The sequence below is a fragment of the Acidaminobacter hydrogenoformans DSM 2784 genome, from assembly GCF_900103005.1.
GTDB lineage: Bacteria > Bacillota > Clostridia > Peptostreptococcales > Acidaminobacteraceae > Acidaminobacter > Acidaminobacter hydrogenoformans.
This window is the reverse complement of sequence record NZ_FMWL01000013.1, coordinates 50089-65173: the sequence shown is the minus strand read 5'-3', so window position 1 is coordinate 65173 and position 15085 is coordinate 50089. Positions and strand designations below refer to the sequence as shown.

Sequence of the window (15085 nt, the reverse complement as noted above, 5' to 3'; positions counted from 1 at the left end):
AGGTGAAAGAAGATGAGAGAGATGTGGATCCCCTACGCACAGGTAGAGGAGGATTGGCAGCTTATTGATGTCAGGTCTCCGGGAGAGTACGCGGAGGGCACTATAGGCGAGGCGATTAATTTGCCCATTTTTGGAGATGAGCTGCGGGCTGAGGTGGGCACAGCTTATAAGAAGAAAAGTGTAACTGAGGCGAAGCGCCGGGCCGTAAAGGCGGTGTCCGCCCAGCTGCCTGAGCTCTACGAGCGGTTTCTGTCCATAGAAGCGACAGGCCGTCCTATTGCCATGTTCTGTGCCAGGGGCGGCATGCGCTCCCAGAGCTTTGCCAGTCTGCTGAGAGCCATTGGCCATGAGGTCTTTGTGATTGAAGGCGGTTACAAAGCCTACAGGCAGCATATGCTTCAGGCCCTTCATACCTTGAGTGGGACGCGTCGATTCATTGTGCTTCATGGCAACACCGGTGTTGGAAAGACTCTGATTCTGAACGCGCTGGAAGAAAAAGGCCTGGATGTCATTGACATTGAGGCCCTCGCCCATCACCGGGGCTCCATGCTGGGAAGGGTGGGCCTTGAGCCCCAGCCTTCGCAGAAAACTTTCGAGGATCGCTTTTACCGGGCTTTGAAGAATGCAAAGAGCAATAACCTCTTTGTTGAAGCGGAGAGCAAGCGCCTGGGCCGCGTCAATATTGACGACACGGTGCTGGCCGGAATGCGGGAGGGCTTGCATATTTATGTGGACGCCCCTATGTGGTTCCGGGAGCAGGAAATCGTCAGGGAATACACGCGCATGGAAGGCGCCAAGCAAGAACTGCTCGCCATCATGGACAACTTCAGGAAGCATCTCGGCAACGAAACCGTGGATGAATTTGTCGCGCTGATTCAGGCGAATGACTACGGTCCGGTTGCCAAGGTGCTGATGGAGCGCTATTACGATCCAAAATACGAATATACCTCAAATCAATATACCTATGACTTGAAGGTCTGGGTTGAATCTGTGGAGGCTGCCGCGCAGGAAATTCTGACGTGGTACAGGCAAAGTGTGGTGAAGGACGCGTGAAGGATTTTGCCGATGGTTACGGGACCCACAACACGCTGATCCTCGGCGCGGACACTGCCGCCATTTCTGAGGAGGATCTCCTTCGCGCAGCGGCTTTGCTTCGTGAAGGCGAAACGGTAGCTTTCCCTACGGAGACAGTCTATGGCCTCGGGGGAAACGCGCTGAAACCAATGGCCATAAGAAAAATCTTTAAAGCGAAGGGAAGACCTGCGGACAATCCTTTGATCGTGCACATTGCTGACCGTGAAGCGCTGGACGGTCTGGTGCGTGAAGTGACGCCCCTGGCTGAGGCCCTGATGGCTGCCTTTTGGCCCGGACCGCTGACGCTTGTGATGAAGAAGCAGCCAGAAGTGCCCTCTGAAGTCACTGGGGGACTGGACACAGTCGCTGTTCGCATGCCGGCCCATCCCTTGGCCAGACGCTTAATTCGACTCAGCGGTGTGCCTGTAGCCGCACCAAGTGCCAATCTCTCAGGGCGGCCCAGTCCCACACGGTGCGAGGACGTCATCCGGGACTTGTCAGGCAGGGTTGCGTGTATTTTATGCGGGGCGCTCAGTGACATTGGTCTTGAATCGACGGTGGTAGATGTTACTGGCAGTGAGCCGGTCGTTTTGCGGCCTGGCGGGATTACCCTTGAAATGATTCGGGCAGCGGTGGGCACAGGCAGACATGATGAGGCTGTTGACAGAAAGCTTGTCGAAGGCGAGGCGGCGAGGTCGCCTGGAATGAAGTATACGCACTATGCACCAGAGGCTGAGGTGATCCTTTTTCGGGGTGACCCTGAAGCTGTGCTCGCTGAAATATGCGCGAGGGCAAAACAGCTCAGCCTTGAAGGCAAGCGGGTCGGGGTCATGACCTTTGACGAACGCGCGCAGGCCTATTCAGACTGTGGGGAAGTGATTTCTCTGGGCAGCTGTTTCCAGCCGGAACAGGTGGCCCAAAATCTCTTCAGGACGCTCAGGACATTTGACGAGAGAGCCGTGGATGTCGTTTTGTCTGAAACCATTGAGGACAGCGGCCTCGGCAAAGCAATTATGAACCGCCTGATCAAAGCGGCAGGTTATAGAATTGTCCAGGTTGAAAAGTCATAGGGCAAAATAGAGTTAAAATGGTGTATGATATTTTTAACGGCTTGTGAAGGCTATTTAAGGTTATTTATGACTTTTGTAGGATTGAGTTTAGGGAGGCAGTTATGATCATAGCGATTGGCAGTGACCACGGCGGTTATGAATTGAAAGAAGAAATTTCAAAGTATCTTAAAGGTAAAAACATAGTGGTAAAGGATTTTGGAACCCATTCGCTGGATTCAGTGGATTATCCGGTTTACGGCGAAACGGTGGCTGAAGCGGTGGCCTCAGGGGCAGCAGAGCTCGGCATTGTGGTCTGCGGCACTGGTCAGGGGATTGCTATGGCGGCCAACAAAGTAAAAGGAATCCGTGCAGCTGTGGTGTCTGAGACCTACAGCGCCGAAATGGCGAGGCTTCACAACAATGCCAATGTTTTGAGCCTGGGTGGCCGCGTTGTGGGTGTTGGCCTGGCGCTTAAAATCGTTGAAACTTTTATAGCTACACCTTTTGAAGGCGGGCGTCACGAGCGCAGGGTGGATTTGCTTACCGCGATCGAAGCCAAATATCCAAAATAAGTGGGCACTGCTTAAACTTTTACAAAGATTTTCAAGCCAATTCTATATAAAAAAGACGCTCTACGGCTGCGACGGCGCCGAATTTGAAAGGAGAATTCAGATGAATAAGGTATTTGAACTAAACCATCCCCTGATCCAACATAAATTGACTCTGATCCGGGACAAAAACACAGGGGCTAAAGAATTCCGTGAGCTCATCAAAGAGGTCTCCATGCTCATGGCCTACGAAGTGACCAGAGAGCTTCCCCTTGAGGATGTCGAGGTTGAGACGCCAATCTGCGTCATGAAAGGTAAGGCAATCGCAGGCAGAAAACTTGCGATTGTTCCAATTCTGAGAGCTGGCCTGGGTATGGTTGACGGGTTCCTTTCACTGCTGCCTGCAGCAAAGGTCGGTCACGTAGGCCTTTACAGAGATCCTGAAACGCTTAATCCAGTGGAGTATTACTGCAAGCTGCCTTCAGACGTTCCTGAAAGGGATCTTCTCGTTTTGGATCCAATGCTTGCGACAGGCGGCTCCGCCAGAGCGGCCATCAGATTCATCAAAAACAGAGGCGCGAGAAATATCAAGCTGATCTCCATAATTTCATGCCCTGAGGGGATTGCGGCGGTTCACAGTGAACATCCGGACGTGGATATTTTTGTAGCGGCAATTGATGAAAAGCTCAATGATCACGCCTACATTGTACCGGGCCTCGGAGATGCCGGGGACAGACTTTTCGGCACGAAATAGTCAAGGTCAGAAAGGTCGTCAGGACAGTCTGTTGCGTTAAACACAACTGCTGTCCTTTTTTTCGATTGAGGCGCTTGACGCATGCCCGGACAGGGCTTTAAGGCAGATTTGCCTCAAGAGGTGCCATGTGTGCCGCCTTGAGTTGTGAGCAGCAGGGGAGGGTTTCTTTTGGCGACAAGGCGAGATAAAACCAATTATTATTTGGACATTGCAGAGACTGTCCTGGCGAGGGGGACGTGCTTAAGGCGCAATTACGGCGCTATTCTCGTCAAGAATGATGAAATTATTGCGACGGGATATACTGGCGCGCCCAGAGGCCGCGCAAACTGTATTGAGCTGGGTTATTGTGAACGTATGAGGCTTAATATTCCAAGCGGTCAGATGTACGAAAAGTGCCGCTCGGTGCACGCGGAAGCAAATGCTATAATCTCTGCGGCGAGACGGGATATGATTGGCGCGGATTTATACCTGGTGGGCATTGAAATGTCAGCTGGCGGCTATGTGCCAAACGCGACCTCCTGCAGTATGTGTAAGCGCCTGGTCATCAATGCGGGCATTGCCAGAGTCATCATTCGGGATGACCGGGACAGCTTCAGGATTGTGGATGTGGCGCGTGAATGGGTCGACGAGGATGATTCTCTCAGCAACAGGCTATGAGGTTTGTATTTTGCGTGAACTTCAATATGATTATTCCTCTTGTCGGGTTGTACTACCACTAAGTCACAATAGATTTACAAATATCAATGATTAAGTTGAAAGTCAGGCAAATCATGATAAAATGAGACTGAATTTGAATGTCTGGCCTTCGGCATTTTGGCGGCGTTCCTTATAAGAGGTGTGTGTATTGTACAATTTATTTTTGCCGTTTGTAATGTCCGTTATGATCAGTTACCTTATGACGCCAATCGCGATCCGGATTGCCCATGCGGTGGGGGCTATTGATGTACCCAAGGATGAACGGAGGGTGCATTCCAAGCCCATTCCGCGCTTAGGTGGTCTGGCAATTTTTGTTGCGTTTATGGCAACCTATCTCGCGTTCAATACCATGTCCGGAATCAAAGAACTGGGGCTGATCGCTGGGGCCCTGATCATTGTCATCACAGGAGTTATAGACGACATGCGGCCCATTTCAGCAAAGCTTAAGCTGGCTGCTCAGATCCTCGCGGCGCTGATTCTCTACTTCAGCGGGACCAGAATCGATTTTTTGACGAATTATTTTGGCGCTTCTGAAATGATTTACGTTGGCATGCTGAGTTTGCCAATTACAATATTCTGGATTGTCGGAATCACCAATACTGTCAATTTGATTGATGGCCTGGATGGCCTCGCTGCAGGCATATCCATAATAGCGGCTGCGTCCCTGGCCTACGTTGCCATTGTCAACGGTCGCATGGAAACAGCGCTGGTTACAATATTAATCGTTGGCAGCTGTGTAGGTTTTTTGCCCTACAATTTCAATCCTGCCAAAATTTTCATGGGGGATACCGGTTCGCTGTTTCTTGGCTTTATACTTGCAGCAACCTCTATTGACGGCTCAATCAAAGGTGCGACATTCCTGGTGTTTGCCGCGCCTGTTCTCGCCCTTGGACTTCCAATCTTTGATACGACCTTTGCGATCTTGAGGCGGTTTTTGAGCGGCAGGCCAATTATGGAGGCGGACAAGGGGCACCTGCATCACCGGCTGTTGTCCCTGGGCTATCATCAGAGGACGGTCGTCCTGGCCATGTACTTCATCAGCGTCCTTCTGGGCCTGTCCGGAATCTTCCTGATTCAGGGCGCTATAGGCTCCATGACGGTAGCGCTGGCAGCGGCCGCGCTTCTCATTCTCATTCCTATCAGGCGGTCCATCAGCCGGGAGAGGCTGATGCTTGAAGAAAGCGAGGAAAATCTGTGGAAAGAATAAGAGTCCTTTCTGTCTTTGGAACACGACCAGAGGCTGTAAAAATGGCGCCGGTGGTTAAAGCCCTGGCGGCAGATCCGGCTTTTGACGCACGCATCTGCGTGACGGCTCAGCACAGGGAAATGCTGGATCAGGTGCTGTCACTCTTTGGGATATCACCGGATTATGATCTTGATATTATGCAGGCGGGTCAGGGGCTGTCAGACATCACCTGTCGTGTTTTGAAAGGCCTGGAGCCTGTCATCCGGGAATTCAGGCCGGAAATGGTGCTGGTTCACGGCGACACCACAACGACGTTCTCAGCGGCACTGGCGGCGTATTATCAAGGCGCTCGAGTCGGTCACGTCGAAGCAGGGCTCAGAAGCTTTGACAAATTCTCGCCGTTTCCGGAAGAAATGAATCGCTGTCTCACGGGAAGGCTCGCTGACCTCCATTTTTCCCCTACGGCTCAGAATGTGCAGAATCTCTTGAACGAGGGTGTTGACAGCGCTGGGATTCTGAAAACGGGAAATACAGTTATTGACGCGCTGCTCAGTGTCGTTCGGCCAGACTACGTTTTTGATGTACCTGAGCTCCAGGATATTGATTACGACCACAAAAAGGTCATCCTCCTGACAGCACACAGGCGCGAAAATCTGGGAGAACCTATGCATGCGATCTTTGGCGCTGTGAGAGAGATTGTCGACCGGTATCCTGAGGTTGAGCTCATATTCCCCATGCATAAAAATCCAGCAGTTAGGGAAATTGCGGCGGCGCATTTTGAAGGCTGCGACCGGATTCACAGGATTGAACCTCTGGATTACGAGCCTTTTGCGCATCTCATGGCGAAATCCTGGCTGATCTTGACGGACTCTGGCGGGATACAGGAGGAAGCACCGGCGCTGGGCAAGCCGGTTTTGGTTCTGAGAAGAGAGACGGAACGCCCGGAAGCGGTAGATGCCGGGACTGTAAAACTGGCAGGCGTTGAGAAGGAGACAATAATTTCCATGTGCGAAGCTTTGTTGACAATACCTGAGGCCTATCAGGCCATGGCGAATGCCGTGAATCCTTATGGTGATGGTATGGCTTCACAGCGTATAGTTGAGCGAATCAAGAAGACTTTGAGACCAGAAATGAACGCGAATTAGAAATTTTGTGAGATATATATATAAAAACAGACCCAATTAGGTGTCTGTTTTTTTATTGACAACATCAATTTTAAAAATATTTAAATTATTTCATTTTGGTCACAAACCACATAATTTAGCAGTTGTATGCATGTATTCTTTTTCAAACTCTTGACATTGCATTTGATTCAGCAGTACAATTACGTTAATTCCTTAACAAGAAAGCCGCTATTATATTGTAAAATATAAACGAAAATATTAAGATTATTCGTACTTTTGTAAACAAAAAAACATGTATACTGCTTTAGATTTACATAAAGTGGGAATTTGCGCAACACTTAGCTATCCACATTCGGCAAAAATTGTGTTATTCTTAGGATGGCCTTACTTGCATCTAAATAAGATTGAGAGCGGATTAGACATGTCTAAGAACAGCTTCAAAATGTATGAAAACCTCGCGCTGTTGTCCCAGGTCGCACTAATGATGATCACACCTATCCTGGGTGGTGTTCTGATTGGACGCTATCTGGATGATAAGGTTGGGACCAACGGTATTTTTTTACTTATTTTTGTCTTGATTGGTACGGCAACCGCTTTTATGGAACTGTTTAAGCTTGCTCTCAGAAAGACAAACGACCATCCCCCAAACAAAAGGAAGTGATGCCTGTGCAAACCACTCAGGCGCTGCTGAGGACAGTGACACTCCGGTCTCTGATGCTTGCGGCAGTGTTTGCCGTCATTTTTTTGATTTTTTTCAGAGGTGGCGTTTTACCCTACCTGCTGGGTTTGCTTTTTGGTACTGCACTTGGCATCCTGAATTTCAGACAGCTCGGTGTGACCATTGAAAAAGCAGTCGCCATGTCTCCAAGCAAAGCTCAGACTTATGCCACCGTACACTATTTTATCCGGTTTTCGCTGGTTGCGGCCGCACTTCTGGTTTCTATCCTGTCAGAACAGATCCAGGTTCTTGGCATGGTAGCGGGCCTTATGACCGTCAAACTGATCATTTATATGACGCAGTTGTTATCAGGAAGTTCAAAATCAAAAAACATTTCGAAAAGAAAGGAGGAATAGAAGTGGGTACTGAAGGATTTGGACCACGGATCGTAGAATTGCCATTTGGGATTCAAGTTACTGAAACGGTGACCGTCACATGGTGGATCATGGCAGGGATCATTTTGCTCGCCTGGCTGGGCGCCAGAAATCTTCAGATGGTGCCTGGAAAGCGTCAGATTGTCGTTGAGACCATTGTTAAAATGATCAATAATCTGACCAAGCAGACCATGGGAGAAAAGAACATGAAGTTTGCGCCTTATATTGGTACGCTGATGATTTTCCTTGCGGTTGCCAACCTGGCAGGACTGCTGGGGCTAAGGCCGCCTACAGCGGACATCAATACGACCTTGGCGCTGGCATTGATTACTTTTCTCATGATCCACGCCTTTGGCATCAGGTCAAAAGGTGTCGGAAAATACCTCAAAGGATTTTTTGAACCGTTTTTCCTGTTGTTCCCAATCAACCTGTTGGGTGAAGTCGCGACACCAATTTCTCTGTCGTTTCGTCTGTTCGGCAACATTGTAGGCGGCTTGATTATCATGAGTTTGCTCTATGGCGCCCTTGGCGGATTTACATCAGCACTGATCAATTTGAACATCCCATTGCTTGCAGTGGGCGTCCCGGCTGTGTTTCACATTTATTTTGACCTCTTCTCGGGGCTGCTGCAATCGTTTATTTTCACCATGCTGACAATGGTATATGTCTCCATGGCAATGGACTAATCAAGAATGTTGAAATAGTTCAAGAAACGAGGTGAAAGAATGGAACTACCCAATCTGTTATATGATTTTATAAACTGGCTGCTGACCTTTGACCGGAAAGCTTTAATTTTAGGCGCTTCCGCCATAGGCATAGGCTTCGCCATGATTGCGGGCATAGGGCCTGGCGTCGGCCAGGGCTACGCTGCGGGCAAGGCTGCTGAGGCTGTGGGTGAGAATTTGAAAAGCAGTAAGCAGATCACCATGACTATGCTGCTTGGCGCAGCGGTCGCAGAGACCTCTGGGATACTGGCCCTCGTCATAGGATTGATTATGCTCTTTGGAAACCCATTTATCGCAATGCAGGGAGACACTTTCGTCATTATGGGATCAGCCATAGGCGCAGGTCTCACCATGATCGCCGGCATTGGACCAGGCATTGGCCAGGGCTATGCGGCAGGCAAAGCGGCTGAAGCTGTGGGCAGAAGCCCGAGAAACAACCGCCACATCACCATGGTTATGCTGCTGGGCCAGGCTGTTGCACAGACTTCCGGGATTTTGGCACTGGTCATAGCCCTGATCCTGATGTATGGCAACCCTATGGTCAGCATGGAAGGCAGTATTTATGTTCTAACGGCGTCAGCCATAGGCGCTGGCCTTTCAATGATTACCGGCATAGGACCTGGTATTGGCCAAGGTTATGCGGCAGGCAAAGGCGCGGAAGCAGTAGGGAAGCGACCAAAGCACAAGCCGCTCATCATCAGGACCATGCTCTTGGGACAAGCGGTCGCACAAACAACCGGGATTTACGCGTTGATTATTTCGCTGGTCCTGATGTTTGCCAACCCGTTACTGGCATTAGTGTAATTCAGGCATCATCCTAAAAACATATTTGAGGATTAAGAGGAGGAAAAATCACATGATTACAGGAAAAGAGCTCATCTTGGCATGTTCCGCAATTGGTGCAGGTCTGGCAATGATCGCAGGTATTGGACCTGGTATTGGCCAGGGTTACGCAGCAGGTAAAGGCGCAGAAGGCGTCGGTCGTCAGCCGGAAGCACAGGGTGACATTACAAGAACTATGCTGCTTGGCGCAGCGGTCGCAGAGACAACAGGTATTTACGGCCTCATTATCGCTCTGATTCTTCTCTTTGCGAACCCGCTGATCAGACTGATTTAATTCAGACAGGACCAGTTGTGAAAATCCGCAAAAAGGAGGCAGAATAAATGAATGTGTATGTACTCGCTTCCGAATTGAGAATGGGTCTTGTCGCAATAGACTGGATGTTGGCGGTTCAGATTGTCAACACATTGATTTTGTTCCTGGTGCTTCGCAAAATTCTCTTCAAACCGGTAACGGCATTTATGGAGAAACGCGAAAACGAGGTCAAGAGCCAGTTTGATGCAGCAGCACTCAAAAAGCAGGAAGCAGATCAATTAATTTCAGAGTATTCCCACAAGATCAGGAATGCTGAGGATGAAGGCAAGGAAATCGTCAGAGCGGCGGTTCAGCGCGGAGACAAGCGCATGGCTGATATAATTAAAGAAGCTGAGAATAAAGCTTCTGAAATCAGAGAAGCCACCCAAAAGGAACTCGAGCAGGAAAAAGTCAAAGCGATCAACGCGCTTAAAGATGATATTGCTGACATGGCAATCCTCACGGCTTCCAAAGTCATTCACAAAGACATCGACGGAAACAAGCACAAGGCTCTGATCGATCAATTCATTCAGGAGGTAGGGGATACAGCATGGCACAACTAGTCGCGAAAGCCTATGCGGAAGCGCTGATGGAAGCCGCGGTCGAGCTGGGCCAGCTGGAAGAAATCAGACGCGATCTCGGGTTTGTCGCCGACACGTTGGCTGAAAACCCAGACTTCAACGAGCTGTTCCTCGCCCCATCTATGACGGAACAGGATAAGAAGTCTGCCATGGAGGAAGTGTTCGCGAAGAACGTCTCCAAGGATGTGATGAGTTTCATCAAAGTCCTCATTGACAAGGGACGTGAAAGCGAGCTCAAAGAAATTCGAAAAAGATTCGAAGTCATGGCGGATGAATCTCAAGGCTTGGTCAAAGGCCGGGCCAGAACATCGATCGAAATGACAGAGCAGCAGCTGAAGGCTCTTGAGGAAAAACTGTCGAAGCAGGCAGGTAAGAAGGTATCGCTGGTAAACATTGTGGATGAAAGCATCATTGCAGGTGTCGTGATCGAGATTGGCGACCGGATGATAGATGGCTCAGTCCGCAAAAAGCTGGCACAGATCAAGGAAGAGCTGCGGCTGGTAGTCGTTTAGAGCTTTCTAAATGAGAATTGGGAGTGATAAGGAAGATGAATCTGAGACCTGAAGAAATCAGTTCTGTGATCAAATCGCAGATATTAAAATATGAATCCAAGCTTCAAGTCGAAGATACCGGTACCGTATTGCAAGTCGGCGACGGCATCGCCAGAGTCCATGGACTGGAAAAGTGCATGGCAGGCGAGCTTCTCGAGTTTCCCGGCGAAGTATACGGCATGGTATTGAACCTTGAAGCGGATAGTGTAGGCGCAGTTTTATTCGGCTCCGACACGTTCATTCGGGAAGGCGACTTAGTAAAGAGAACCGAGCGTATTGTTGAAGTACCTACAGGGGATGCCCTGCTTGGCCGCGTTGTCAACGCGCTTGGTCAACCAGTGGACGGAAAGGGACCTATTGTCTCTGATAATTTTCGTCCAATCGAAAGTCCGGCACCTGGCGTTATAGCCAGAAAGTCCGTTCACCAGCCTCTTCAGACGGGGATTAAAGCCATTGACTCCATGATTCCAATTGGCAGAGGCCAGCGTGAGCTGATCATAGGCGACCGTCAGACTGGCAAGACAACTATTGCCATTGATACAATCATCAACCAGAAGAAAGAAAATGTCATTTGTATTTATGTGGCTATTGGTCAGAAAAACTCAACCGTAGCACAATTGGTTAAGACGCTTGAAGACAATGATGCCATGAAATATACCATCATTGTTGCAGCTTCCGCATCTGAGCCGGCGCCGCTCCAGTACATTGCGCCATACGCAGGCTGCGCAATGGGCGAGACCTTCATGCATGAGGGCAAGGACGTTCTGATCATCTATGATGACCTCTCCAAGCACGCGGTTGCCTATCGCGCCATGTCCCTGCTGCTCCGCAGACCACCAGGCCGCGAAGCTTATCCGGGCGACGTTTTTTACATCCACTCAAGGCTATTGGAGCGCGCCGCGAAGCTCAATGACAGTCTCGGCGGCGGTTCTCTGACGGCTCTGCCAATCATTGAGACCCAGGCGGGTGACGTCTCAGCTTATATTCCAACGAACGTAATCTCCATTACAGATGGACAGATCTTCCTGGAATCAGAGCTCTTCTTCTCAGGTCAGCGTCCAGCAGTTAACGCCGGCATCTCGGTTTCCCGGGTTGGTGGAGACGCTCAGATCAAAGCCATGAAGAAAGTCGCATCAAAGATCAAGCTCGAACTGGCACAATACCGCGAGCTCGCAGCTTTTGCGCAGTTTGGCTCTGAGCTTGACAAAGAAACAAAGTCGACGCTGGACCATGGTGTGCGCCTGATGGAAATTCTCAAGCAGAATCAGAATGATACAATGTCCGTTGAAGATCAGATCATGATCATTTATGCTGTTACCAATAAACACCTCATGGATATTCCGGTCGAGGCAGTGAAAAAATTTGAAAAGGAATTCCTTGAGTACATGAGAGATCACCGTCCTGAAATCGGTGCGGCCATCCGCTCGACTAAAGAGCTCAAAGATGACGTCGTCGCAGGGCTCGAAGAAGCCATCAAGAACTTCAAGGCAAGTTTTTCCTTCGAGGATCTCGATCAGGCCATCTGATCTGAAGACGTCACCTTAGGAGGGATCGATAGTGGCAGGAATGGGAACGCGCGACATTAAGCGCAAAATTAAGAGCGTCAACTCCACCATGCAGATCACAAAGGCCATGGAGCTTGTTTCGACTGCGAAGCTTAAGCGGACCAGGGACCGGATGGATATTACGCGGCCATATTTCGAAACTGTTCTCGAAACCGTCCAAGAACTCATGAAAACTCAAAAGAATGTGAAGCATGAGTTTCTGGGCTACAGAGAAGTAAAGAACAGTATCTATGTCGTTGTGACTGCGGACCGCGGACTCTGCGGCGGGTACAACAACAACGCAATGAAGCTGGTGTTTCAAGATATTCAGGACAAATCCAGCGCAAAAGTTATAACCATCGGCAAAAAATCCAGAGATAGCTTTACAAAGCGAGAATATGACGTGGTTCGAGAATATGTCTATATTTCTGAAAATCCGCAGTATTCGGACGCGCAGGAAATCGCCAAATACCTTCTGAAGCTGTATGCCCAGGAAGAGGTTGATGAGATTAAGTTCGTCTATACGCGTTTTGTCAGCACAATCTCTCAGGAGGCGGTCATGCTGAAGCTGCTGCCTATGGTGTTGGAGGAACAGGTTGAGGAAACAGCGGTTGAGGAGGAAGGCGACGACGAAAGCTACATGGTCTACGAGCCATCCCCTGAAACAGTGCTCAGCTATGTGATTCCAAAATACATTGAAAGCACGATTTATGGCGGGCTTGTCGAGTCAGCGGCAGCGGAGCAGGCAGCTCGGCGCCTGGCTATGGAGAACGCGAACGACAACGCCGAAGATATTATTGAGAGCCTGACGCTGACCTTCAACCAGGCGCGGCAAGCGTCTATCACGCAGGAAATCTCGGAAATTGTCGGCGGCGCGGAAGCGCTCAAATAGGGAGTGTCCCTGAAGAACCAACTGATTGGAAGGGTGTGAAAGCTGTATGGAGGGAAAAGTGGTACAGATCATAGGCCCGGTTCTCGACATTGAGTTCGAGACAGAGTACCTGCCTAAGATCTATGACGCGATCCGCGTCGAATATAAAGATATCAAGCTGACCGTTGAGGTCGCCCAGCACATTGGCAACAACGTAGTGCGCTGTATCTCTATGTCCTCAACAGACGGACTTGTACGTGGCGTTAAGGCTGTCAACACAGGGGCGCCTATTACGGTTCCGGTCGGCAAAGAGACGCTGGGTCGTCTTTTGAACGTTCTCGGCAATACCATTGATGAAAAGGGTGATATTGAGGGTTCTCCAGAGCTCCCAATTCACCGCGAAGCGCCACCGTTTGACGAGCAGGTCACAAAGACTGAAATCCTCGAAACGGGGATCAAAGTCGTCGACCTGATCGCGCCTTACGCAAAAGGCGGAAAGATTGGCCTCTTCGGCGGTGCGGGTGTTGGCAAGACGGTTCTGATTCAGGAGCTGATCAATAACATCGCGAAAGAGCACGGCGGTCTGTCCGTATTTGCGGGCGTCGGCGAGCGTACGCGTGAGGGAAATGACCTTTATCATGAGATGATCGAGTCGGGCGTTATAGACAAAACGACCATGGTGTTCGGTCAGATGAACGAGCCGCCTGGAGCGCGTATGCGCGTGGCTCTGACAGGCTTGACTATGGCGGAGTACTTCCGCGATACAGAGGGTAAAGACGTCCTTCTGTTCATTGACAATATCTTCAGATTTACTCAGGCCGGCTCAGAGGTTTCAGCACTCCTCGGGCGTATGCCGAGTGCCGTTGGATATCAGCCAACGCTTGCTACGGACATGGGCGCCCTTCAGGAGCGCATCACGTCGACCAAGAAAGGTTCCATTACATCTGTTCAGGCCGTTTATGTACCAGCGGACGACTTGACAGACCCGGCACCTGCGACAACCTTTTCGCATCTGGACGCGACAACGGTTCTTTCCAGGAAGATTTCTGAGCTCGGTATTTACCCTGCGGTGGATCCGCTGGATTCCGTATCCAGAATCCTCGCGCCTGAAGTCGTCGGCGAGGAGCATTACAATGTCGCACGTAAGGTACAGGCTATACTGCAGCGTTATAAAGAGCTTCAGGATATCATAGCCATCCTCGGCATGGACGAGCTCTCGGACGAAGACAAGACGGTCGTCGCACGCGCGCGCCGCATTCAGCGCTTCCTTTCCCAACCGTTCCACGTCGCCGAACAGTTCACCGGCTTTGCTGGCAAATACGTTCCGGTCAAGGAAACGGTCAGAGGTTTCAAGGAAATTCTCGAGGGTCTCCACGATGGGCTTCCTGAGCAGGCGTTCCTGTATGTTGGTTCGATCGAAGAAGCCATTGAGAAGGCAAAAAGCCTTAAATAACGCTTAACAGATCGATCTCCAGGAGGTGAGCCCAGGTGGCAACTAATTTTATGCTTGAAATCGTAACGCCAGACAGAACGTTTTTCGATGGGGAAGTTGACATGGTCATTCTCAGAACCACCGAAGGCGATATGGCGATTATGAATGACCACGAGCAAATGGTGGCGCCAGTCGCCATAGGCTCATTGCGAGTTCGGAAACAAGGCGAGGAGAAATTCAGGGAGGCGTCCTGCAGCGGCGGCTTCGTCACCGTAACTTATGAGAAGACAACCGTTGTCACGGACTCTGCCGAGTGGGCGGATGAAATTGACATGAACAGGGCCAAAGCCGCACTTCAGCGCGCGCAGAAGCGTCTTGAAAGGCGCGACAGCGAACTGGATTACGCTCGGGCGCTGGATTCTCTCAGCCGGGCTACCAACAGAATCCGAATCGTAGAAAAAAACTAATTTAAGAAAGAAGCATTCTGGCACCGAGGCAAAATCCGCTGAGGCCGCCGCCGGACGTTTGACAGCGTTTTCCGGCGGTGCTCAGCTTGCTTTGGCGCAAGGGTGCTTTTTTATTTTCCATGAATAACACAGATCCTGAAAAACACAGACACTTTTCAGAGCAAATAAGTGTCTTACTCACTAAGAAAATTCAGACGTGGGTATCGAATAGTCCCGCGGCTTAAAATAAAACTCTCCGGGAGCCTGAAGTCCTCAC

18 protein-coding genes and 1 pseudogene are annotated in these 15085 nt (G+C 50.1%); all 19 read left to right on the top strand.

Going from position 1 to position 15085, the window contains the following annotated elements; genetic code table 11:
• Window positions 1-12 precede the first annotated feature (12 nt).
• Window positions 13-1053, top strand: a complete 1041-nt coding sequence (gene mnmH / locus BLP63_RS11620; protein ID WP_092591736.1) for a tRNA 2-selenouridine(34) synthase MnmH — start codon at window positions 13-15, stop codon at window positions 1051-1053.
• Complete coding sequence (locus BLP63_RS11615) at window positions 1020-2144, top strand: L-threonylcarbamoyladenylate synthase (protein ID WP_242870894.1); 1125 nt, start codon at window positions 1020-1022, stop codon at window positions 2142-2144. The genes mnmH and BLP63_RS11615 overlap by 34 nt, the downstream gene beginning before the upstream one ends.
• A gap of 101 nt (window positions 2145-2245) precedes the next feature.
• Window positions 2246-2695 (top strand): ribose 5-phosphate isomerase B, encoded by a 450-nt coding sequence (gene rpiB, locus BLP63_RS11610; protein WP_092591734.1) that lies wholly within the window; start codon window positions 2246-2248, stop codon window positions 2693-2695.
• 100 nt (window positions 2696-2795) lie between these two features.
• Window positions 2796-3425 (top strand): uracil phosphoribosyltransferase, encoded by a 630-nt coding sequence (gene upp / locus BLP63_RS11605; RefSeq protein ID WP_092591732.1) that lies wholly within the window; start codon window positions 2796-2798, stop codon window positions 3423-3425.
• Between the two features lie 168 nt (window positions 3426-3593).
• A complete protein-coding gene (locus BLP63_RS11600; RefSeq protein ID WP_092591730.1) occupies window positions 3594-4082 on the top strand; it encodes a deoxycytidylate deaminase in 489 nt (162 codons plus the stop codon).
• 187 nt (window positions 4083-4269) lie between these two features.
• The gene (locus tag BLP63_RS11595; protein ID WP_207646458.1) at window positions 4270-5328 is read left to right on the top strand and encodes a glycosyltransferase family 4 protein; all 1059 of its coding nucleotides are present in this window, start codon (window positions 4270-4272) and stop codon (window positions 5326-5328) included.
• On the top strand, window positions 5316-6452 hold the full coding sequence (gene wecB / locus BLP63_RS11590) for a non-hydrolyzing UDP-N-acetylglucosamine 2-epimerase (RefSeq protein WP_092591728.1): 1137 nt from the start codon (window positions 5316-5318) through the stop codon (window positions 6450-6452). The genes BLP63_RS11595 and wecB overlap by 13 nt, the downstream gene beginning before the upstream one ends.
• A gap of 367 nt (window positions 6453-6819) precedes the next feature.
• Complete coding sequence (locus BLP63_RS11585) at window positions 6820-7092, top strand: AtpZ/AtpI family protein (protein ID WP_242870893.1); 273 nt, start codon at window positions 6820-6822, stop codon at window positions 7090-7092.
• 5 nt (window positions 7093-7097) lie between these two features.
• Window positions 7098-7505, top strand: a complete 408-nt coding sequence (locus BLP63_RS11580) for an ATP synthase subunit I (protein ID WP_170829428.1) — start codon at window positions 7098-7100, stop codon at window positions 7503-7505.
• 2 nt (window positions 7506-7507) lie between these two features.
• Window positions 7508-8209: a F0F1 ATP synthase subunit A gene (gene atpB / locus BLP63_RS11575; protein WP_170829427.1), complete on the top strand. Its 702-nt coding sequence runs from the start codon at window positions 7508-7510 to the stop codon at window positions 8207-8209.
• A 39-nt stretch (window positions 8210-8248) separates the two neighbouring features.
• Window positions 8249-8509, top strand: a pseudogene (locus tag BLP63_RS17340) (ATP synthase Fo subunit C); the annotation flags it as partial.
• A gap of 9 nt (window positions 8510-8518) precedes the next feature.
• Window positions 8519-9052 carry an ATP synthase F0 subunit C gene (gene atpE / locus BLP63_RS11570; RefSeq protein WP_408605872.1) on the top strand — a complete coding sequence of 178 codons (534 nt, stop codon included), beginning with the start codon at window positions 8519-8521 and terminating at the stop codon, window positions 9050-9052.
• A 52-nt stretch (window positions 9053-9104) separates the two neighbouring features.
• A complete protein-coding gene (gene atpE, locus BLP63_RS11565) occupies window positions 9105-9365 on the top strand; it encodes an ATP synthase F0 subunit C (protein WP_092591721.1) in 261 nt (86 codons plus the stop codon).
• 47 nt (window positions 9366-9412) lie between these two features.
• Window positions 9413-9946 carry a F0F1 ATP synthase subunit B gene (gene atpF, locus BLP63_RS11560; protein ID WP_092591719.1) on the top strand — a complete coding sequence of 178 codons (534 nt, stop codon included), beginning with the start codon at window positions 9413-9415 and terminating at the stop codon, window positions 9944-9946.
• Entirely contained in the window at window positions 9934-10476 is a 543-nt protein-coding gene (atpH, locus tag BLP63_RS11555; RefSeq protein WP_092591717.1) for an ATP synthase F1 subunit delta, read from the top strand. Before atpF ends, atpH begins: the two co-directional genes overlap by 13 nt.
• 35 nt (window positions 10477-10511) lie before the next feature.
• Entirely contained in the window at window positions 10512-12041 is a 1530-nt protein-coding gene (atpA, locus tag BLP63_RS11550) for a F0F1 ATP synthase subunit alpha (protein ID WP_092591715.1), read from the top strand.
• Window positions 12042-12081: 40 nt separating this feature from the next.
• Window positions 12082-12951, top strand: a complete 870-nt coding sequence (gene atpG / locus BLP63_RS11545) for an ATP synthase F1 subunit gamma (RefSeq protein WP_092591794.1) — start codon at window positions 12082-12084, stop codon at window positions 12949-12951.
• Between the two features lie 46 nt (window positions 12952-12997).
• Complete coding sequence (gene atpD / locus BLP63_RS11540; RefSeq protein WP_092591713.1) at window positions 12998-14383, top strand: F0F1 ATP synthase subunit beta; 1386 nt, start codon at window positions 12998-13000, stop codon at window positions 14381-14383.
• A 35-nt stretch (window positions 14384-14418) separates the two neighbouring features.
• The gene (atpC, locus tag BLP63_RS11535; RefSeq protein ID WP_092591711.1) at window positions 14419-14829 is read left to right on the top strand and encodes an ATP synthase F1 subunit epsilon; all 411 of its coding nucleotides are present in this window, start codon (window positions 14419-14421) and stop codon (window positions 14827-14829) included.
• The last annotated feature ends 256 nt before the right edge of the window (window positions 14830-15085 follow it).